The following is a 22,401-nucleotide window of genomic DNA, read 5'->3' on the forward strand; positions in this document are numbered from 1 at the left end:
GTCCAGAGTCAAAGGCTAGCTTGGACTTTGGACTCTTGACCCTTGACAGTCCTAACGCCAGAATATTTGATTTATGTGCGTATCAGCTTACCTTCAGCTGTGACGAGAATTTTTTAACTTACAGTGACATCATTTTCCAGCTTCATCAGGTCATCACCTGCAATTACAGTTGCATAGAATACATAATTTTTATCTGATCGATAGCGCTTATCTTGCTTCACCAATTCCATAAATTGTCTGTGTCCTGCTGTCGTGCGCCCCACTAGGCAACCAGCACTAGCTGTCTTGATATCGTTTTGGGGAAAGTCAAATCCCCAATGTTGGTTGATGCCGAAAAAACCAGTATCAATTTTGTCATTTGTACGCAGGAAGTTTTTATCAAAGTCTCTATGAACGCTCACCTCACCGCCTGTTTGCACTAATGCCTCATGTGCCGTTGGCTTGCCTGCTTGGTGCGTTCCTACCTGCCAAGCTCGATACTGTCCAAACTTAATCCTGGCAGCGCCGTTACGATTTAGAGGGGTATTAGTGTACCTTGCTCCTGGTTCAGTTGTTCCCTCCCATAGCTCTACGATCGCAGGCTTGCTTTCTTGAATTTCTAGCACCAAGCGCAGATCGTTGAAATAATTTGGGCGATCGTCGTTGAGTGTCAGATCTACATTCATTCCTTCTATATAGATGATGTTGTATTCCTGTCTTTCTGTGAATACGGTGTAGCCCTTTTTCACCATGTAGTTGTAAATCCGACTAGCCATATCGCCAGTTTGGGATTTGCCATTACTCTTGGAACTCTTGAGTTGAACTGCTGCTCTAGCATGGGGCTTGGCATTTAGAAGGCTGGATGCAGTTTCCGCACTCAAGAAGCCATACAGCCGTTCTGTACTAGTTTCCGGCAAGTATTCAGCTTGAAATCTCAACAAGGCAGCAATGGTAGCATCATCAAAACCTTTTTCTGATAAGGATGCTTCACCAGATGGAGGTTGTAGATAACCAATTTCAATGAGTATCTCCCGAATTTCATAAGCTAGCATACTGTCTTGAGCGATCGCCTCAACACTGTACTTTTCGTTTGCCCCAACAAAACCTTGTAGATTCATGGTTAACCTCACAATATAGATTTGATTATTTGGTAATTTTGAGCGTCACTTGCTTCGTTGTCTACTCACTACTTGCAGATGCGGCAACGGTAAGCTTTTGTGTTTGCGGTTGCTCGTCATCAATATAGTGGTTCATAGTGCTTCGAGTGGATTTCCTGCGGTATAAGCAGTACCCAATGCACAAACCATAAGCAATCTTCAATTAGTAAATTCTTCAAGCCTTGTTAAGAAAAGTCTTGAACGATTTTTCAGATAAAGAATTTGAGCTTACTTTTAAATTTAGCAATTTTCTTGCTGAATAATCTCATAACAATCTCATGCAAATACTCATACAAAAGCAAATAAGTGAGAAAATTAAGATAATATGAGAAAAATATTTTTGTCGTTGCGTAATAAAAGCCTGAATTCAAGCAATCTACTGTGCAATATCCAGACTAGGGGGGCTTTGTTACATAAATAAAAAAGACAAACTCTCTCCGTTGAGAGTATGTGATTAGTCTTTAAAATTATATGAATAACCCCAGTCAAAAGATGCGATCGCCGCCAAAAAGCCCAGATAAAATAAGGTTTTAGCCTCATTTGCCATTCATTATCGCCATGCCAACTAATAAAATTTGTGCCAATTATATAATGATTATCATTGATAATTTTGAATTTGTAGCCAGTCATATCAGTAATTTTGTTCCTCAACTACGCCAGAACCTCAGCCCCAGCAACGGCATCAATTGCCAGATTTTTGAATATAAATACTTGCAACTTCACCCCCATAAATACATTACCAACGGGGAACAGGCAAAGTTTTCCTTATAATTTTGGTCTGCTGCTACTGCTATTGCAGTTTTCAGCAGTGCTGGTGTAATCAGCTCGATTCTTTTAGGTGTAGTAACTCTGAAATAGCAATTATTTAAATTAAATTTTTTTATAGTAAATGACTATCGTAAATTTGCTAATGCTGCTAATATACTTTTAAATGCTGTTCTATAAATTTGTACGAGTATCATCTGGAAAATAGTAGCTATATAAATTTGTGTTGCATACGAGTTAAAACCTATGGAGCTACTACTCATATTTTGTGTTGGCTAAATATGAGCTAGCCAGATTTGAGTAGAGTAAATCAAAACAGAAATTAGAGAAATTTGACTAATTGAACTAGAACGTCAAGAAAAGACTATGACGCGTAATTTATATACTTTGTTGGTTGGAATTGATGAATATGTACGTCCTGTTTCTCCATTGCAGAGTTGTGTAAACGATGTAACTGCAATCACAGAGTATTTAGAAGGACAGGTAGATACTGATGGATATCAGCTCCATTTACATACACTTTTAAATCAAGATGCTACTCAGCAGGCGGTTGTTAATGGTTGTCGCCAACATCTGTGTCAAAGCGTGACGGATGAAATCATTACAAGCCATACAGAATTGATAAGTGAGGGAGCATGACAGAAGAAGACCGCAGCGCCAGTGTGGGAGGGAGTGCCCTCAGCAGTGCTATTATTACGGGCGATCGCAATACTGCTACTATCACTATCACCAATTACTATTACCGTGAAAATACAACAGTATTACCTGTTAATTCTACGGATGCTCCTGACGAAAGTCTTCCCTGTCCTTATCGCGGTTTGTTTCACTTTGGCCCCGATGATGCGGAGTTTTTCTTTGGACGTGAGGTATTTGTAGAAGAACTATTTGCGGCGACTCAACGCCGGAAGTTTATACCCGTGTTGGGTGCATCGGGAAGTGGAAAATCTTCGGTGGTGTTGGCGGGATTAGTGCCGAAGTTACAAAAACAAGGTTATTGGAAGTTTACTCACTTCCGTCCTGGTTCAGAACCATTCCAAGCTCTGGCTGAGTCACTGGTTCCCCTGTACGAGCCTAATCAAAATGCTACTGAGCAAATGTTTCAAGCTCGTCGGTTAGCTGAATACTTTGCCAATGGTTCTGTTCCTCTGCAAGATGTTTTCTCCAAAATTAAACGGAATTATCCCAATCATCGGGTGTTGTTAATTGCCGACCAATTTGAAGAACTTTATACTTTGTGTGCAGATCAGAAAATTCGCCATAGTTTTCTAGATACCTTATTAACTTGCTTTCAATCTGACCCTGACAATAATACTGTGCTGGTTGGAACCATGCGGGCGGATTTCTTAGGGAATCTCCTTTCCTATCGTCCACTTGCAGATGTGTTGCAAAATGCTGACATCAAGCTGGGGCCGATGAATCGTGAGGAACTTTCACAGGTGATTGAAAAACCTGCTTCTAATTTGGGTGTGACATTTCAAGATGGACTGGTGGAACGCATTTTGGATGATGTGGAAGATAACCCAGGGAATTTACCTCTTTTGGAGTTTGCATTAACAGAGTTGTGGAAGCGGCGAACGGGTAAACAGTTAACTCATACAGCTTATGAGGAAATTGGTGAGGTAAAAGGTGCCTTGGCTCGTCATGCAGATGAGAATTATGGTAATTTGAGCGCCACTCAAAAAGAACAGGTGCGGCGAATTTTTATCCAGTTGGTGCGTCCGGGTGAAGGAACGGAGGATACGCGGCGACTAGCGACGAAAGCTGAATTGGGTGAAGCCAGTTGGGGATTGGTGAAACAGTTGGCGGATAATCGATTAGTAGTTACCAGTCAAAATTCTGCTAACCAAGAGACAGTAGAAGTTGTCCATGAAGCGTTAATCCGTAATTGGGGTGAACTTCGGCAATGGATGAATGCAGACCGCAGCTTCCGGGCTTGGCAAGACCGTTTGCGCTCCGCAATGTATCAATGGGAACAGACGCAACGGGATGAAGGGGCATTGTTGCGGGGTGCAGCGTTGCTAGAGGGGGAAGAAAAGCTAAAACAACGGCGAGAGGATATTAGCGCAGGCGAGCAAGAGTTTATTCAAGCCAGTGTAGCATTGAGGGATAGGGAACAAAAACAAGAGGAAGAAGCTAGAAAGCGTCAGATCGTAGTAACTTCAATTACATCAGTATTCTTTGCTGGATTTGCTATTTTTGCTGGATATCAATGGAGACAAGCAGAAATCGGGCAAATTCAGGCTTTGAACCAATCTTCAAAAGCTAATTTCACGGCGAATCGAAATTCTTTTGATGCGCTGATTGATGTATTAAAAGCAGGGAAGCATTTACAACAATTGCCTGGAGGCATCACCGACCAACAAGTCCAGGCTGATGTTCTGACAAATTTAGCGCAGTCTGTGAACTGGGTGAGAGAGCAAAACCGCTTGCAAGGGCATACAAACTTTGTTCAGAGTGTTAGCTTTAGCCCAGATGGTAAATTGCTTGCTACAGCCAGCTATGATAACACCGTAAAACTGTGGCGACGGGATGGAAGCCTATTCAAAACTTTGGAAGGACATACACAACAGGTCATGAGTGTCCGTTTTAGTCCTGATAGAAAAACGATAGCTTCTGGCAGTCGGGATGGAACAGTCAGGCTTTGGGACAACAACGGTAATTCTATACGATTTTTTCAAGCTCACCAGAATCGGGTTATGAGCGTAAGTTTTAGCCGGGATGGAAAGACGATAGCTACTGGCGGTAAGGATGGAACCGTAAAACTGTGGCGGTTGGACGGTCAGTTGCTCTCTACTCTTAAGGAACATAAGGGCTTGGTAAGGCAAGTGAGTTTTAGTCCTAAAGGCGATCGCATGATCACAGTCAGTGATGACAAAACAGTAAAGCTATGGAGCCAAGATGGCAAGAAGCTACTAAAAACTCTCAACAAATATTCTAACGATGTTGTGAGTGCAGATTTCAGCCCTGACGGTAGCTTTTTTGCCACTGGTAGTTTAGATGGAACAGTCAAGCTTTGGAATCAAGAGGGTGAGCTTTTAACGACTTTTAAACCTCCTGAAAAGCTACAGAGTGAGGTATGGAGCGTTAGTGTCAGTAAAGATGCACAAATAATTGCTTCTGGTAGTAAGGATGGAAGCATAAGACTCTGGGCGCGAGATGGCAGATTACTGGATACTTGGGTAGGTCATGAAGGAGCAATTCCCAGTATAGCTTTTAGTCCAGCAGATGGAAATATGCTTGCAACTGCCGGTAACGATAATATTACGAAGTTTTGGCAGGTAAATCGAAGTGGGCTTACTGTTTTGGCTGGACATCAGGACAATGTGCTTGGCGCAAAGTTCAGTCGGGATGATAAACGAATTGCAAGTGCAAGTTCTGATGGAACCATAAGAATCTGGAGTCGAGATGGTAAGTTACTCTCTACCCTGACAGAGCATAAAGGTAAAGTCAATGCTGTTAGTTTTAGTCCAGATGGAAAAACTATTGTTAGTGGCGATGACCGCACAATAAGGCTTTGGAGTGCAGACGGACAAGCTCTGAGAACACTGGGAGAGCATAAAAATAGGGTTATGTCCGTTAGCTTCAGTCCTGACGGACATACAATTGCCTCTGCCAGTGCTGATGGAACCGCGAAGCTTTGGAGTTTAGATGGTAGAGAACCTATAACTTTAGACAACAGCAGTGCTAGAGTCTTGAGTGTGGCTTTCAGTTCTGACAAACGTACAATTGCCACCGTCGGTGATGACAAGACTATAAAATTGTGGAGTTATGAGGGTAAAGTACTTAAAAAATGGGAGAAAGCACATACAAGTCAAATTCAGTCTGTTGGTTTCAGTTCCGAGGGACAAACCATCATCACTGCTGGTGACAAGACAATAAAGCTTTGGCAACGGGATGGAACATTAATTACAACTCTGAGTGGACATACAGGTTCGGTACTTGATGCCAGCTTTAGCCCCAATGGAAAAATAATCGCCTCCGCTAGTAGCGATGGGAAGATCAATCTTTGGCAACAAGATGGAACATTAATTACAACTCTGAGTGGACATACAGGTTCGGTGCATACTGTGAGTTTTAGTAGCGATAGCAAATGGTTGGCATCTGCTGGTGCAGATAAACTTGTTTTACTATGGGATGTATCAGATATTAGTTTGAAGGGGTTGCTGGAAAAAGGATGCAGCCAAGTCAGAGATTATTTGAAGACTCAAGCAAATAGTTTAAAAAAATTATGTAATTGATGTACAAAAATAAGAGTATTACTGAATCAAGAGTTGATTCTTATGCGATAGAATATTTACTCGACAATAGAAGGAATCGGCAAGATACTATTGTTGTCAACTTAAGGTTTCAACCCATTTGTCAACGAGAGGTTTTGCCAGAAATCAAGTATAAAACCATAAACTTTTATCATGGTTTTATACTTAGTTTTAGAGCGATATTGATGACAAAGTTGTCAGATTATTAAGGGATAACGCAGGTGTTCAGTGGTACCCAGAACTGCTTGAGAAGTTGCTTAAAATGTCCAAATCAAATATCATCAATTCGCCATTGAGCATTCAACCCGTCTGCTTTCTCCATTAGCCCAACAGTTCCCTCTCTTGTTCTACCATCTAAAAATCTATAACCATCTACATCTCCCAAACACTTCAATGTTACAACAGTACTATCACCATTAGAAGGAAGTATTTGCCATTTAGTGCCAGTCAACCAGTCTTCGATATCCATTACTAGTGCAACAGTTCCCTCTCTTGTTCTACCATCCAAGAATCTATAACCATCTACATCTCCCAAACACTTCAATGTTACAACAGTACTATCACCATTAGAAGGAATCTCATCCATTTCCCATCTAGTGCCAGAAAATCTCGCTTCTATACTAGGCGCTAGTGCAACAGTTCCCTCTCTTGTTCTACCATTCAAAAATCTGGAACCATTTACATCTCCCAAGCAAGATATCGAGACGACCTTAGGAAGTCTAATGTATTTATGATCTCTATTTATTTGGGAAGCAGCAGCCCGCCCCTCTAAAAATGCCTTATCTACAACGCTTGAATTGAGAGGTTTGTCACACAATTCTCGGTAAAAGGCAGTGGAAAATTCAACTGCGGATGGACTATCAATATCATCATTTATTCCAATCACCCGTTTAACATTTTTAGCGTTTTTAGCAATGAAATTGGCAGCTTCTTTTGAGTAGCAAAAATTGAGAATTACACAGTCCACATCTCCAGCATTTTTGATATATTCTGCTAGAGTTCGAGGTTCTAATTCTTCAGCTATTTTTGGATCTTTTTCTACAATCTTGATTTTGCCTCCTCCTGTGCCGTGTCCAGAAATATGGATAATTTGAGCCGAATTTCCTGCACGCTGAATTGCACGATCAACGTCGCCAGTGGAATCAACAGTTCGGTTATCTACAAAAAATTTACTGTTCTCTGCATCCATAATATATTGAATTGCCTTCACCTCATCGTCTATGTTGATATCAGGGGAGCGCGTTCCTATATATAGAATTTTTTTAATTGTTGATGTAAGTTGATTCATATGCTCAATTTCCTCCTGTCTATGTATGTATGTAAAAATTAACTATATTTTCACTTGTTTTCAGGCTGATCAACGCCGACTAGTTCCCCTCTGAATGAACCAACATATATGTCCTTACCACGCCAATTTCTTTTATTTAATTTTTCAATAGCATCTTTTTCCTCTTCATCATTACCTAGCTCCACATAGGCAATACTCTCATCATTTTTGATATCTATACGATGTATTTTAATTATTCTATAGTGCGAAAAAAGTTCGTCTATATCGGATTCAGTAGTCGAAATTGGTAAATTGCTGACCTTGAGCATTTTGAATACCCCTGATTAATTCAAATTGTGAACTGTTCACGGAGAGTAGAACTTTCGCATAAACACATTAAACTTTTGTTGAAAAAGCTTAGGAGTGTAGTACAAACACAATTTTACCATTAAGTATCTAAAAGCTCATCGGCTATAATGTCCATTGTTTCGTAAATGCAATCACGCTCATTGAGTTTTTTCCAAAATTAAATGGAATCTAAGTAGTAATCAAAAATTAAATATACATGTTTCTTTTTAGTGCCAAAGAATGGCTGTAATAACCTCAAAGCAATAGCTAATATTAATTTGCTTAAGTAATAAATGTATATTTTCTTGTTTTTTTACTGATACACAGAAAGATTGTAGATACCGTGTACTGAGACGTATATTTTACAAAATTTCGGAAAATATATATTTAATCTGTATTAAAATTTCGAGCACATATTAAAAAACCATATCAAATAACACCGTGAAAAAAATCCTCATCCTCTCCGCTAACCCTAAAAACACAGCAAATCTGCGCCTAGATGAAGAAGTGCGGGAAATCAAAAACACACTTGCCATATCTCCCCACAGAGACGAATTTCAAATCATCACAGAATCTGCGGTAAGAGTAGATGATTTAACCCGCTTCCTGTCTCACCATCAACCAACAATTGTTCACTTCTCCGGACATGGTTCTGGTACTGATGGATTAGCCTTGGAAGATAATTTTGGCAACGCGCAACTTGTCAGTACTCAAGCCCTGGCAAAGCTATTTGATTTGTTTCAGCAAAAAGTTGAATGTGTGTTACTCAACGCCTGCTACAGCGAGGAACAAGCCACAGCAATTCACCAACATATTGATTGCGTGGTGGGGATGAATCAAGCGATTGGGGATCAAGCAGCAATTAAATTTAGCATCGGATTTTATACTGCTTTCGGGGCTGGAATGAATTATGAAGATTGTTTTCAAATGGGTTGTACCTCCATTGACTTGCAGGGAATTCCCGAATACGCAACCCCAGAAATAAAAATTCGGCGACGGCGTTATCAGATTGAAAAACTAACAAATCCAGCGAAATTTGATGACTCTAATAGTATGAATCATGACAACAAAGGCGGGCAAAACCTTTCAATTTCGATTGGGGGTAATGCCACTGGTAGCGCAATTCAAACAGGAGATAGCAACACTGCAAACATCAATTTTCAACAAGTCAGTTTACCCGCACCTGCAACTGTCAACATAGAGGCAGAAATCAACGCCTTACGTGAGATTATAGCGAAATTAGAAACCTCAGACCGTCGTAAAATTGATAATGCCTTTGAAGATGCCCAAGAGGAGCTAAATAAGCCACAGCCAGATAAAGATGAGGTAGGTGATGCATTAAACCGAGCTTTGAAATACGCCAAAAAAGCCGAAGGGTTTGCATCTACAATAGGAAGACTTCAGCCCCATATCACTAAAATTACTGCATGGCTAGGTGCTAATTGGCACGATTTGTTAAATTTGGTGAATTTAACCTAGTAGTACGCCAAGTTGCCTTGGCGGGGTAAAGGGGAAAGGGGAAAGGTGAAAGGTTTTTGTCCCTTACCCTTTTCCCTTTAACCTTTCCCCAACCTCCACCTAACATTTTTGGGTTGGCAGACTACTAGGTTTAATATATCTGCAAGCGATCGTCAATTCATTACCAAGGAGTTTTTCAAAGCCACACCACTCAGTTTTAAAGAATACATAGACAAAAAGAGATTATGTTTACCTCTATTTTCTCCTCCATTTAAGCTAAACCAAATCCAATACTGCTCGGTTAAGGATTTTCAACTCGGAATTGGGTTTGGGGAAAAGGTGAAAGGGTAAGGGTTAAAGGTTTTTTCTTGCCCCTTTTCTCCTTCCCCTTTTGCCCTTAACCGACAAGTATTGAAACCAAATCTAGTTTGCATAATCTGAAATTGTATATTTCTTGTGGGGGAGCCACTGTGTTGCGCGGGTTCCCCGCGTTGTAGCAAGTGGCGTTGGGCATCTTGCCAGTGGTGTCAACTTAACGTGAAACCCTCTTGGTTGCTAGGTTTAGCCCTCACCCCCAGCCCCTCTCCCTGTGGGTGCAAGAGATTTAGTTCCCCTTCTCCTCGGGGAGAAGGGGTTAGGGGATGAGGGCGCGAGGTATTTGTACAACGCCCGCCCAATCTATACAAGTTAAATGTGGAACAGCTTAAGCGATTGCTCTAACCCCATAAAAGGGAAAAACATCTGCTTGGGGATTATTGTATCTTGAGCTATTAAAGCTTCAAATCATTCGTAATTATAATTTGATAGTTGATTGTCATGTTAATTTTCTAAATCCTCCAAATATTCAATTAGTAAATTATTCAAGCCTTGTTAAGAAAAGTCTTGAATGATTTTTCAAATCAATAATTCGCACTTACTTTTGATTTTAACAATTATCCTACTGAGTAATCTCATATTAATCTCATATAAATTCTCATACAAAAACCCATAAGTCATAGAAAATAAGATTAATATGATAAAAATATTTTTGTTGTTGCGTAACAAAAGCATGATTTGAAGTCATTTGCTGTACAATATCTAGAGTATGGTAGCTGTATTCTATGCATAAAAAAGACAAACTATCTCTGTGTATAGGAGGGAGTTACTCTACAAAATTATGTGAACTGACTCAAAATTACAGATGCGATCGCAGTCCAAAAGCCTTGATTAAATAAGGTTTTAGCCTCATTAGCCATTCATGATCGCCGTGCCAAATAATAAAATTTATGCCAATTATATAATGATTATCATTAATAATTTGGGATTTATAGCTAGTCATAGCAGTAATTTTGTCCCTCAACTACGCCATAATCTCATATCCAACAATGGCATCAATTCCCAGCTTTGGGAATATAAATACTTGCAACTTCACCCCCATAAATATATTACTGACGGGAACAGGCAAAGTTTTACTTATGATTTTGATTTGCTAATACTGCTATTGCAACCTTAAGCAGTGCTGGTGTAATACAATCGATTATTCTATGTGCAGTAACTCGGGAATAGCAATTATATAAATTAAATTTTCTTATAGTAAATTACTATCGTAAATTTGCTAATGCTGTTAATATACTCTTAAATGCTGTTCTGTAAATTTGTACGAGCATCATCTCTAGGAAAATAGTAGCTATATAAATTGTGTTGCATACGAGTTAAGACGTATGGAGCTACTACTCATAGTTTGTGTGGGCTAACTATGAGCTAGCCAGATTTGAGCAGAGTAAATCAAAACAGAAATTAGACAAATTTAACTAATTGAACTAGAACGTCAACAAAAGACTATGACGCGTAATTTATATGCTTTGCTGGTTGGAATTGATGAATATGTACGTCCTGTTTCTCCATTGCAGGGTTGTGTAAACGATGTAACTGCAATCAAAGAGTATTTAGAAGGACGGGTAGATAGCGATGGATATCAGCTTCATTTACGTACACTTTTAAATAAAGATGCGACTCGGGAGGCGATCATTAATGGTTTTCGCCAACATTTGTGTCAAGCGGAAAGCGAAGATGTAGCGTTTTTTTATTATGCAGGACATGGTTCTCAAGAAGAAGCCCCGCAAGAGTATTGGACTATAGAGCCAGACAGACTCAATGAAACACTGGTTTGTTACGACAGTATGAGTCCGGGGGGATGGGGTTTGGCAGATAAGGAAATAGCAAAGCTGATTGCAGAGATTGCCCAGAAAAATCCTCACATTACGATTATTATGGACTGCTGCCACTCCAGTTCGGGCACGCGTGGTGATATTGAAGCAGATACTGCAGTGCGGAAAGCTCCTATTGATCGCAGAAAACGTCCATTAGAAAGCTACATTGTGTCTCATTTAGAAGCTGAACAACTATTAACTGAACGCAGTCTGCTAAAAAAAACCACAGGTTGGAATTTACCACGAGCAAAACATATTTTTCTAGCAGCTTGTCGCGATCGCGAAACAGCGAAAGAATATACTATCAATGGGCAACGCCGGGGAGCATTTTCTTACTTCCTAGTAGATACTTTGAAAAAAGCCAATGGCAGTTTAACTTATAGAGATTTATTCAAACGTACCCATGCTTTAGTTCAGAGTAAAGTTTTAGCGCAATCTCCGCAATTAGAAGCCACAGAATTAGATGATATAGAACAACCCTTTTTAGGAGGAGCGATCGCTCAACATCAACCCTACCTAACTGTCAGTTATCACAAAGAGTATCAGTGGGTAGTTGATGGGGGTACGGTTCATGGAATTCCCCAACCCTCTGGGAATGAAACAACTTTACTGGCATTATTCCCCTTTGACAGTTCCCCCGAACAGATGGAGAAATTGTCCGCAGCTATAGGTGAAGCTAAAGTGATCGCAGTTATGCCACATCTGAGTCTAGTGCAGATTAGCGGTATTGCAGCTTTAGAACCAGAGATGACTTTTAAAGCTGCGATCGCTAGTCTACCTTTACCACCTAAAGGAGTTGTGATTACTGGTGAGCCAGCAGGAGTAGAATTAGCCCGCACCGCCTTACTGACAATTAGCACCAGAAACCAGCCCTGGCTCTATTTGAGGGAAGTTGCAACTCCGGAAGAGGCGGAATTTAAGTTACTGGCGCGTAATGGACAATATGCAATTACTCGCCCAGCCGACGATCGCCCATTGGTTGCACCAATTCAGGGTTATACAGAAAAAAATGCCTTGCAAGCAATTGAGCGATTACAGCATATTACCCGTTGGACAAACATTGCTGAACTCTCCAGCCCCGCTACCAGTAGTATTCCCTCCGATGCAGTGCAAATAGTAATTTATCAAGAAGGGCAAGAACTGAAAGCTCCTCAAATTAACTTGCATTATCAACTGCAAAATGGTAGATGGAAAGGCCCCGCTTTTAAACTCAAACTCAAAAATACTAGCAATCAAGAACTGTTTTGTGCCCTCCTAGATTTAACAGATAGCTATGCAGTGATTCCAGAATTATTAGAAACTGGAGGTGTTTGGCTCAAACCAGGAGAAGAAGCTTGGGCATTAGGAGGTGCAAACATCTATCCTACTGTGCGAGAAAAACTTTGGCAGCAGGGAATCACTCAAAGCCAAGATATTCTCAAGCTGATTGTTAGCACTGCTGAGTTTGATGCTACCTTACTCAGACAAAATGAACTAGATTTGCCTTTCTTCCCGGAAAGAGCAGTAGGACGAGGACGTGGAACCTTAAACCGTTTAATGAAGCGCGTCCAATCTCGTGATTTGAGAGCCGTACCAGAGAAAGAAGAATTCTATGATGACTGGATTACCAGTCAAATCCAAATTACTACAGTGCGCCCTAGGCCATAACAGAGTTCAAAATAATAAAGTTCAACAATTTCAGAAGCTACAACCCTTAATTTTTGGTGATCCATTACAGATGCTGAAACAGGACTTACGCAAGCAAAATTTGTCATTGCGACTGGAACGAAGTGTAGGGAAGCAATCCCAGAATCTCAGGCGATTACGTCGCTGCGCTCGTAATGACGTAATTACGTGACTTTTGCGTAAGTCCTATGAAAAAATAAAGGTTGCTATTTTGCATAGCTTGAAAGCCTGTACTTTTCAGCTATTGGTTACGACAAGATGGGAGTTGCAGCAACTGTTGGGGATGGTTCTGGAAATAGTCGCCCAGCCAATTGCAACCTTGGGTGAGGAGATCGTCAAGATTCAAGTTCCAAGAATAGAGCATTGACCCACTACTAGAAATCAAACGGTTGCCATCTGGGGTAAAATTGAGGAATGAATTAAATGCCCCACCCATAGGGATGCGAGTGATGGGTGTACCGTCGGCTTGCCAGATATGGATTGTGCTATCGATAGTCTTGGCAATCAACAATTGCCCGTTTGGGCTAAATTCAAAGCGACCAATTTGATTAGTTTCAAGTGTGTGAATGAGCGTACCATCAGAACGCCAAACTTTGATATTTTGATCAATTCCCACCGTCGCCAACTGCTTTCCGTCGTTACGGTGAGCGATATCAATAATCGCTGCGCCATGATTGAGGGTTTGGATGAGATTACCCTCAGCCGACCAAATTACTAGTTTACCAAAGCGATCGCCAACCATAAATTGCCCACTGGGGGAAAATCCCATTGCTGTGAGTTCATGGGGTTGTCCTGATAAGGTTTTGAGCAGTTTTCCGTCTCTTCTCCACAGGCGCAGGGTGGGTATGGGGTTATTGCTAGAAGTTACTGTTATATAGGTTTGATTGTTGGGGCTAAAGTAGAGCGAATCGGCATCTTTGATAGTCTTTAAAAATTTACCTTCCCTACTCCAAAGTTGGATTTTATCGGGTTGATTACCAGAAATTGCCAACTCTTTGCCATCAGAACTAAATTCGATTCCTGGCTTATAATGAGCCGCATCCATTTCTTGAATTAGATCCCCATTCGCTAACCTGAATTGTATTTTTTGCTGACGAATAGATAACAAAACTAAACGCGAACCATCGGGACTAAATTTAATAATACTTTCTGGTAGATTAGTTTGTATTGTTGTGATTTCGCTGCCATCTGCCTTATATAACGTCATTTCTCCATTGAATTTTGTGGCAGCAATTGTCTGTCCATCAGGACTCAGAGTCGCATCCATAATTCTATTTTGGGCATCAGATTTTGCCCCGGCAATTTTTAGTTTCTCACCCGGTAGTTGTATGCGGTTGATGCGTTGCTGATTTCCCACAACCACACGGGGAGTTTGTATTTGTGGTGTCAATGGAGTCGAGATTTTTTGAGGATGGATTTTCCAGAGTTTCAGCATCCCATCTGGATGACTTGTGGCGATGACAGAACCATCAAAGCTAGAACTAAAACCAGAAACTAGCAGTTGATGAGTTTTGATTTCTGCTTGTAAAGTTCCGTCTGGATGCCATAATTTGAGGCTGTTGAGATTTGCGGAAATGTAAGCGCCATCTTTGGTGCGGAAATTGTGCCAAAGGTTATTGCCTAAATTATGGTTGATGTTAGGATAGGTTTTGATTAACGCACCAGTTTTAATGTCTCTAACTTCCGGTTTTCCTTGGGCATTGATAAACACAATCGCATCGCCTTCTAAACTAATGGTAAGGTTAATACCCTGTTGAGGTGGAGCAATTTGCCTTGTATAAAGTAATTTCCATTGCAAATTCAAGACTGCAACTTTGCCAAAGGCGTTGACTACTACAATATTGTTATCATTTGTGAACCGGACATTGGTAAGATTTTCATGATCGAGTTTTAGCTTATTGACAAGAGTACCTGTTTTGAGATGCCAAACCTGGATTTCATAGTCGGAGTCAGCAGATAAAATATACTGACCATCAGGACTAAAACTCAAAGAAGTAATGGAAATCGGGAAGCCTTGGAGAGTTTTAGTTTTGTGAGTTTTGATTGTCTGAATTTTCTTTCCCTGTATTGTCCAAAGAGTTATCGCCCCGTCTTCTCCTCCAGTTGCTAACTGTTGTCCATCACGGCTAAAAGCGATCGCTACCGCCGGACTATCTAGATGCCAACGATTCTGCTCATTAATCGTGGCAAGAACAGTTTGTAGGGCAAATAAAGGCGTGTGGGTGGGTAAATGTTTAAAAGAATGCTGTTTGGTCAATTGTTTGAGTCTTTGCGCTGATTTCATCGCCCCTAGCAAATCCTTCAGTTGGTTCCCATCTGCACGCACTTGCAAAATTCGGCTTCCTTCTCGTTCTAAATTTAAGATATCTGCATTAGTTTTGAGTTGCTGCTCTGATTGCTGGAAATAGAAAAACGTGCCGATGGTGCTAATTACAGCCGCAGAAAGCGCGATCGCCCCAATTCGCAATCGTTTTTTGGTTTGATGTTGTACGGTTTTTAATCGCTGAATTGCTTGAGTTTCTTGTTGTATCGCTGTTTGGGTTTTGGATTGGGCGATCGCTAGTTCTTGGGCTTGACTAGCAGACAAAAATTGATAATCACTATGACTCAAACTCAATCCTTTTGCCCAAACCAACGCCCACTGTAATGCTTCATTTTGCAGTAAATATTTAGCATCTTGAGAAATTTCCCAAGCGGCGATTTCTGCACCATAGGGACGGATAGCACGCAAAGCTTGTTCTGTCCAGGTATAATCAAAGACGGTGGCGTAGATGCGGTTATAGATACTCAATTTGCCTTGACGTTTGACAACCAAACCAGAAAGACACAACTGCATCAACTCCCAGCTATCTTCAGCCGAAAGTTCCCCTTGATTGAGCAATTGCTGATAAAGTCCTAATGACCAACAAGCCAAAGATTTATTGTGGAGAATGCGATCGCGAATTGTTTGAAAATGCTGCTGTCGATCATTTGCTAACCAATGTTCGATCATTTGCGATCGCACAATCGCTTCTACTGCTGAATTTTCCCATCCCGATGCAATAAAAGTATTTGATGTATTAATTAGTTGACATAACCATTGAGTTAAAAATGGTTGTCCACCAGTCCAAGCTAAAATTTCTGCCATCACCTTGGTAGGATTTGCAGCCACCTCAATTAAGCCTTGTTCCAGGGGTTTGGCTTCAGACAATTGAAAACCTGTAAGTTCGATGGCGCGACTATCTACATTTAGTGGTGTAAATTTATTATCGGCGATTAAATCAGTGGGTGTCGCCACACCAAATAGGGCAAAGGTTAATCGCTGAAATTGGGGTTTATCAGCGCGTTTGTTGTAGCAGGCTCTTACAAAAGCAAAAAAATCATCCTTAAATTCTAGATTGAGAATACTGTCAATTTCATCTACAAAAACGATAATTTGCTGAGATATGTTTGCTAATAAAACTTCTTCCACAAATTTACTCAGCCGTAAAAATGGATGTAGCAAAGCATTTTGAGACCACCAAGATTCTAAATCAATTTCAATGTTGAGTTCACTAGCGAAATGGCTGACAAATCCACCATAAAATTCATCTGCACTCACTTGATAAACGCAGAGTTCACGCATTTCAAAGGCAATACAAACAAATCCTTCTGACTGTAAGCGCGACATGGTACGCACTCGTAAACTTGATTTACCCATCTGTCTAGAGTTGAGAACATAGCAAAATATTCCCGCTTTTAGTCCTGTATATAAATCACTATCGGCTTGACGATGAACGTAAATTTCAGTACCTTCTCGTAAACTACCACCGACTTGATAATGGTTGTAATTGTTCATGTTTGAATTCCCAAACGTTCACGAAAATATTGACGGTAAAGTTCGTAGCGTATAGATACTTGGTGTTGCTGTAGCTGGATTAATCCCAAGTCATAGAGTTTCACTACATCATCGAGATAGAAGTGCGGTTGAATGGAAATAGCAGCATCAGCTGAGGCGATCGCTTTTAATGGTGCAAGTAAATGAGAATGAGTTTGTAGCTTATGCCATTGTCTTTCTAGATGGCTGCGGTAGATACTATTGGGAGTTGCTGCGGTATTGAGCAATTGCTCAAGGGAGGTTGGGTTTTGAGCCAGAAATTGTAAAGTCAAGGTAACAAGGTAAGGATGTCCGCCAACAATTGCAGTTAATTTTTTTATCTCTTGCTGACTCCAGTGCAATTGATACTGATTTAGTAAAGTGAGGATTTCTGTAGAATTTAGTTCTGTAAGCTGAATTTCTGTACCTGCGTTAAATGGCGATTGGTTAATGTCAATTTGGGTGTAAACTTCAGTGTGTAGAACTATCAAACGTAACTGAGTCCAAAGCAATTTGGTTTTAGCATCTTCATGCCAAGTTCTCAGCATTCCGAGAAATTCACCAGCAATTAATTGATGAGCAAATAGACGATCCACTTCATCTAAGGCAATGACTAAAGGGATATCATCAGTTAAGAGATATTTTTGTAAATAAGTTCTAGACTTGATTTTGCTATTGCCTAAACTTTTTCGCCAATGAGTTTCCATATCCACTGTTAAATTCAGCGCATAGGTGACACTGGCAATAAACCACTGTAAGAAACTATCTAAACTGTCAAAATCATCAGCAACCGCATCCCGCAAATTGATAGCGATCGCTCGATACCCTTGTTTTTGAGCATACTTGAGAACTTGCGCCATAAGTGTGGTTTTACCAAACTGAATCGGTGCTTTAATACGAAGTAATGCCCCTGGTTTATCAATCTCTGCACAGCAAAATTCCCACTGAGATGGTTGATGCTTAATTCCCTGGTAAGATTGGGGCTGATGGGTTTGCCATCGTCGCTGAAGGGCTTGGCGAAAATTGGTTTTTTTCACCTCTTCTTGGAGTGCTTCTGAAAGCAATTGCCACAATCGCCCGCCGACTTCACTAACATACTTCACGGTAAGATAAGACTCAGCCGCGATCGCTTCATAGGTTTTACCTTCCCATGCACCCTGCAAAACTTGGATTTCCACATCACTCAGATGCTTTTGCGTAGTCTGTACCATCAACTCATCGACGAGTTGTTGAGCAGCATTCCATTGAAATCCAGCGTCTAAGCTCATAACCCTACATTAGAAAGCGATGTTTATCTTCTAACATAGGATTTCTCAATAATTCTCCCTAATACCCAAACAACCAGAACAAACCGTTATCACTTAGTGATGGAGAATAGTTAGCGGGGTTTTTCCGGAAAAAACCGGAATTTACCGCCTCAAACAACCAGATTTCCTCCGGCTGACAATGACAGCAAGCGTCAAGCATCATACAAATATGACTGCAACTACTGAAATATTTATTCAGATGCGTAGGTTGGGTAGAACGCAGTGAAACCCAACATATACAAGGCTTTGGGGTGTTGGGTTTCGTTCCTCAACCCAACCTACATCTGAAATATGTATTTTGTTTCCAAATCTGTAACTCAATTCTGAGTCTGAGTATTCATTAGCTAAGTTGAGACTGCAATATTTACTGATATTTCTTAATCAATATTCTATGCTGCAACACTTTTCCCACCAATTCTTAGTAAAATCAACTATTATCGGATGTCTGCTGGTTTCTAGTTCGCTAGTTACTTTACAATGTAGCGTTGCTAATCCGCAAATTTTGACTACACCACAAGCAAAGACGATCGCTCAACAAGTGCTTCAAAATGCGATCGCCAAAGAGAAAGTTGATAATACTGCAAAAGTCGTTCAAGTTGCTCGAATTGCTAAGGGCGATACCTGGATGTACAATCCTGTACCTTACTGGAAAATTGCGATCGCCGATCAACGTCAAAATTTGGTTTATTTCACCACTGATAATGGTAACTTTAGAGTCTTGATGCAAAGGAACGGGCAAAACATCCATTCTCTGGGAAAACCTGCTCAAGAAGTTCCACCAACGGCAATGATAACAGCAGCGATTCAACAGGCGAAAGAGTGGGGCTATCCTGGAGAACCCGCATTAACTAATATTTCATCTGCAAAGACAACTTGGGCAAGCGGTTGTGAAAATATTTCTGCCCCTGCTGCTTGCGATCCCATTCTTCGCCGAGGCTGGAAAATTACCATTCCCCACCAACGCCAAAGTTGGGTATTTCGAGGTGAAACAGCCGATGATTTACAATTGATTGCACGTAATAATCCTGTGATTGAACGCGGTTTACCGATTCCGGTGGGTAATGAAATCAAGAGTATTGCCAGCAAACACTTGCAAATCTTACCCTCAGTTGTGCTGATTACGAAAATCGAGCCTCAAACCTTTACTGATAGCTGTTTAGGATTGGGTAATTTAGCCGAATCCTGCGCTCAACAAACAATCCGGGGCTATCGGGTAACGGTGGCGGGAAAGCCCCAAGCACGGCAAATATACCGGATTAGCAGTTATAAAGTTTATCTTCGCACCGAAGCGATCGCCGGACTTCCCACCCGTACTGATGACTTACCAACTGCGATCGCTCGCACAGTATTCAACGCCGCCCAATCAGACTTGAAACAACCCATTGCTAATCTTAGCATTTCCCAAGTTGCACCAAGATTCTATTGTTTCCGCAGTTCCACGGCTGCACCCAATGAACCTTGCATACCAACGCAGCGCCTTGACGGTTGGAATGTCACGGTGACAAATTTTCAGAAATCACTGAATTACACTGTGAATCTCAGTGGAAAGATTCTTCGCAAGAGATAGCTGAGTGCTGAGTATAAATCAATATAGCTACAAGGCTTTTAGTAATTAAAACCGCCCGAATTTAACTGAATACGAATATACAAAATCAGCTTATGATGCTAACACGATGCCTGTGGCGAGCGAAGCTATCGCTTGCTTTGATTATTGCTTCTCAACTAATTTACTCTGTTCCCATTTATGCGGCAGATGCTAGGATAACAATTTCTAAAGCTTGCCGTGTAGAGCTAACTGGTGAAAGTACCCGACGCTGGAGCGAAATTTCTGGAATGTCTTTAACTGATAGACTCCCCGCAATTACCAGAGAGCTAAAAAACGCTCAACGCCGAGGAGATACAACTTTTACAATCCAGACATTAGATTTTGCCATCAAGACAATTACTACTCAAATACAATCACTGACAGATAGGGATAATCCAAAACTTGCTACTATTCTCGATCAAATTGTGGTCTTAGCTAAACCTTTACCGAGTGGGTATAGTTTAGGCAAAACTCATATCTTGACGGAATCTGCGATCGCCTATGGAAAAATTGGCCACTTCACCATAGGAAAACAAACGCTACAGCTTGCGTCTGAGTCGGTATCAGGAATTCGCAATACTCCTAAAGATTTAGTTGCGGCGCACATTCGCCTTGCAGAAGGGTGGATTGCTCTCGACCAACCGGCGGAAGCTGCATCTTCCCTCAACTATGGATTTGAGCAAACTATCAAAAATCTGAAAGATATCTATGCAAGACGTGAATATTTGTCAAAACTGGTTAATTTATATCTCCAAATTAACCAACCCACAAAAGCTTTAGAGGTGCTAAAGCAACTTTCTCCTCAAGATTACGATCCTGATATTACCGTCACTCAGATTGCTGCTACCTACTTTAAAGCTAGAGACCCAGTAAAAGCAAAGAAATTACTAGATCCATTGCTCAAAGCAGCACTAGCAATTAAAGATGTGGAACAACGGGAAATTAAATTAATGAATTTGGTGCTACACTATGCCCCCAGTGGAGATTTAGGGCGATCGCAGCAAATTGTTTCCCTAATGAAACGCCCTAATTCTTTCCGGGCTAGAAGTTGGTTGACAATCGCCGCAGAAAGTCGCAAATTTAACCAGCCAGAAATCCGCGAATCTGCGATCGCCCGTTTAGTTGCTGATGCTAAAGCCGCTAAAATAGCCGATCAGTTTGGTGGACGCTTTGATAATGAATGGTATGGCGAGATGGCAAATTTATCTACAACTCGCGGCTATCAGCCAGAACTCAAAGCCTTGATTGCTGAACTGCGTGCGGTGAATGTCTTGGGAATTGTCCTGAAAGATTTGATTGCCAATAAGCAGTTTACAACTGCGCGGCAAATGGTACCACGTCCGATGATCGTACAGATAGATGCAGGCTATTTCGATGAAAGCGATCGCTGGCTGGATAATATTGCCATAGCCGCCCTTGAAGCCGGACAAACCCAGGATGCAGAAGCTAGAATTGCTGGGGAAAAAACCGATGTGCGGCGATTGCTGCGGTTTGCTCAAGCTTTCCATCGCCGTGGTAATGTTGCTGTTGCCGATCAATTATTCACTCGTAGCCAAGTAATAGCTAATAGCATTTCTGCTTTACCTACCGCTATCACAACTCATGCTGCGATCGCCAATGCTTTGATTTCCACCAATCGTCCAGCTGATAAGCTATTGAATCGAATTGTCACGCTGATACAAACAGAAAAAGCATTGCCACAACAAGCACAATTATTGCTATCAATCAGTGCAGAATTTGACGCAACGCGATCGGCTTATTTTACACTGGCAGAAAAATTAAAGTTACTTCAGCAAGTAGATTTTGCTACCTTAGCAGGTAATCAAGCGATCGCCAATCGTCAGCCAGAGGAAGCATCCCGTTTCATTGGTTACGCTGGGAGAAATCCTAGCGAAAAGTTGGACTTTGCTTTACGAGTTGTGGAACTGAATCTGACTCAAGGTAATTTTACAAAAGCGCGATCGCTCCTCAATATTTCCATACAAACCCTCCGTAATGGGCCAGAGTCTTCTTTGCCACCGATTGCAGAACGTTCCCGTTTTTGGGGGCGGATTGCTTTAAATCTAGTGCGTACAGGAGACAATAAAACTGCGATCGCCATTGCTGAGAATGTCACACCATCACCAGAACGCGAACAATTACTGCAACGCTTACGCTGTTATCAGAACTGAGACTTAGGGACTTCCAAATAAAAAAATATCCCAGTATTTATTGTGGGGTGGACATCTTGTCCGCCCAGTTTATGTGGCGGGCATCTTGCCCGCCCCACAAGATGGAATAATTTATTTCTTGGAAGTCCCTTATCTAGTCATACTCATCAGGTGAATTCCGTTGTTTGGTTTTCAACTGATTTGCGTTCCTCGGCACAAAAAGCTAGCCTGAAGGCATTAGGAGCGAGGGAAATTTTTTGAGATTCAATTTTGATTATTACCAAAAAGTTTACTCGACTCACAGAGAATAAATAACAAACAGACAAACATTTATAAGTTTCCTATTCGCAGTAAATTTACTGAAGTAGTACTGATACGTAAATGTTAGTTTTGTGATGTTAATTTGACGAAGTGTGCATGAAAGCGAACGGAGGGGGAGA

At 41.0% G+C, this 22,401-nt stretch carries 12 protein-coding genes; 6 read left to right on the plus strand and 6 right to left on the minus strand.

Annotation, left to right across the window (positions count from 1 at the left end; translation table 11 throughout):
* Window positions 1–113 precede the first annotated feature (113 nt).
* Window positions 114–1,097, minus strand: a complete 984-nt coding sequence (locus tag HG267_RS26050; protein ID WP_045872153.1) for a hypothetical protein — start codon at window positions 1,095–1,097, stop codon at window positions 114–116.
* A gap of 1,170 nt (window positions 1,098–2,267) precedes the next feature.
* Here HG267_RS26050 and HG267_RS26055 point away from each other — a divergent pair.
* Both HG267_RS26055 and HG267_RS26060 read left to right on the plus strand, forming a co-directional pair.
* Window positions 2,268–2,540, plus strand: coding sequence for a hypothetical protein (locus HG267_RS26055; protein WP_045872155.1), 273 nt, complete (start codon window positions 2,268–2,270; stop codon window positions 2,538–2,540).
* On the plus strand, window positions 2,537–6,139 hold the full coding sequence (locus HG267_RS26060) for a WD40 repeat domain-containing protein (RefSeq protein ID WP_045872156.1): 3,603 nt from the start codon (window positions 2,537–2,539) through the stop codon (window positions 6,137–6,139). Before HG267_RS26055 ends, HG267_RS26060 begins: the two co-directional genes overlap by 4 nt.
* Before the next feature lie 289 nt (window positions 6,140–6,428).
* Here the strand turns inward: HG267_RS26060 and HG267_RS26065 are convergent, their stop codons facing one another.
* Both HG267_RS26065 and HG267_RS26070 read right to left on the minus strand, forming a co-directional pair.
* Complete coding sequence (locus HG267_RS26065) at window positions 6,429–7,445, minus strand: hypothetical protein (protein WP_045872158.1); 1,017 nt, start codon at window positions 7,443–7,445, stop codon at window positions 6,429–6,431.
* A gap of 50 nt (window positions 7,446–7,495) precedes the next feature.
* Window positions 7,496–7,753 carry an RNA recognition motif domain-containing protein gene (locus HG267_RS26070; protein ID WP_045872159.1) on the minus strand — a complete coding sequence of 86 codons (258 nt, stop codon included), beginning with the start codon at window positions 7,751–7,753 and terminating at the stop codon, window positions 7,496–7,498.
* Between the two features lie 460 nt (window positions 7,754–8,213).
* Here HG267_RS26070 and HG267_RS26075 point away from each other — a divergent pair, with 460 nt between their 5' ends.
* Complete coding sequence (locus HG267_RS26075) at window positions 8,214–9,251, plus strand: CHAT domain-containing protein (protein ID WP_045872160.1); 1,038 nt, start codon at window positions 8,214–8,216, stop codon at window positions 9,249–9,251.
* A 1,153-nt stretch (window positions 9,252–10,404) separates the two neighbouring features.
* Here the strand turns inward: HG267_RS26075 and HG267_RS26080 are convergent.
* On the minus strand, window positions 10,405–10,548 hold the full coding sequence (locus HG267_RS26080) for a hypothetical protein (RefSeq protein WP_155539433.1): 144 nt from the start codon (window positions 10,546–10,548) through the stop codon (window positions 10,405–10,407).
* Window positions 10,549–11,050: 502 nt separating this feature from the next.
* Here HG267_RS26080 and HG267_RS26085 point away from each other — a divergent pair.
* A complete protein-coding gene (locus HG267_RS26085; protein WP_052335293.1) occupies window positions 11,051–13,066 on the plus strand; it encodes a caspase domain-containing protein in 2,016 nt (671 codons plus the stop codon).
* Window positions 13,067–13,325: 259 nt separating this feature from the next.
* Here HG267_RS26085 and HG267_RS26090 read toward each other — a convergent pair whose 3' ends face one another.
* Together HG267_RS26090 and HG267_RS26095 are read right to left on the minus strand one after the other, a co-directional pair.
* Window positions 13,326–16,901, minus strand: a complete 3,576-nt coding sequence (locus HG267_RS26090; RefSeq protein ID WP_045872161.1) for an AAA-like domain-containing protein — start codon at window positions 16,899–16,901, stop codon at window positions 13,326–13,328.
* Complete coding sequence (locus HG267_RS26095) at window positions 16,898–18,187, minus strand: AAA-like domain-containing protein (RefSeq protein WP_045872162.1); 1,290 nt, start codon at window positions 18,185–18,187, stop codon at window positions 16,898–16,900. Before HG267_RS26095 ends, HG267_RS26090 begins: the two co-directional genes overlap by 4 nt.
* Before the next feature lie 430 nt (window positions 18,188–18,617).
* On the opposite strand from HG267_RS26095, the gene HG267_RS26100 reads away from it, so the two are divergent.
* Together HG267_RS26100 and HG267_RS26105 are read left to right on the plus strand one after the other, a co-directional pair.
* Window positions 18,618–19,793 (plus strand): hypothetical protein, encoded by a 1,176-nt coding sequence (locus tag HG267_RS26100; protein WP_045872163.1) that lies wholly within the window; start codon window positions 18,618–18,620, stop codon window positions 19,791–19,793.
* Between the two features lie 92 nt (window positions 19,794–19,885).
* Window positions 19,886–21,982 carry a tetratricopeptide repeat protein gene (locus HG267_RS26105; protein ID WP_045872164.1) on the plus strand — a complete coding sequence of 699 codons (2,097 nt, stop codon included), beginning with the start codon at window positions 19,886–19,888 and terminating at the stop codon, window positions 21,980–21,982.
* Window positions 21,983–22,401: the final 419 nt, after the last annotated feature.

The sequence above is a fragment of the Tolypothrix sp. PCC 7601 genome (assembly GCF_025677855.1).
GTDB lineage: Bacteria > Cyanobacteriota > Cyanobacteriia > Cyanobacteriales > Nostocaceae > Aulosira > Aulosira diplosiphon.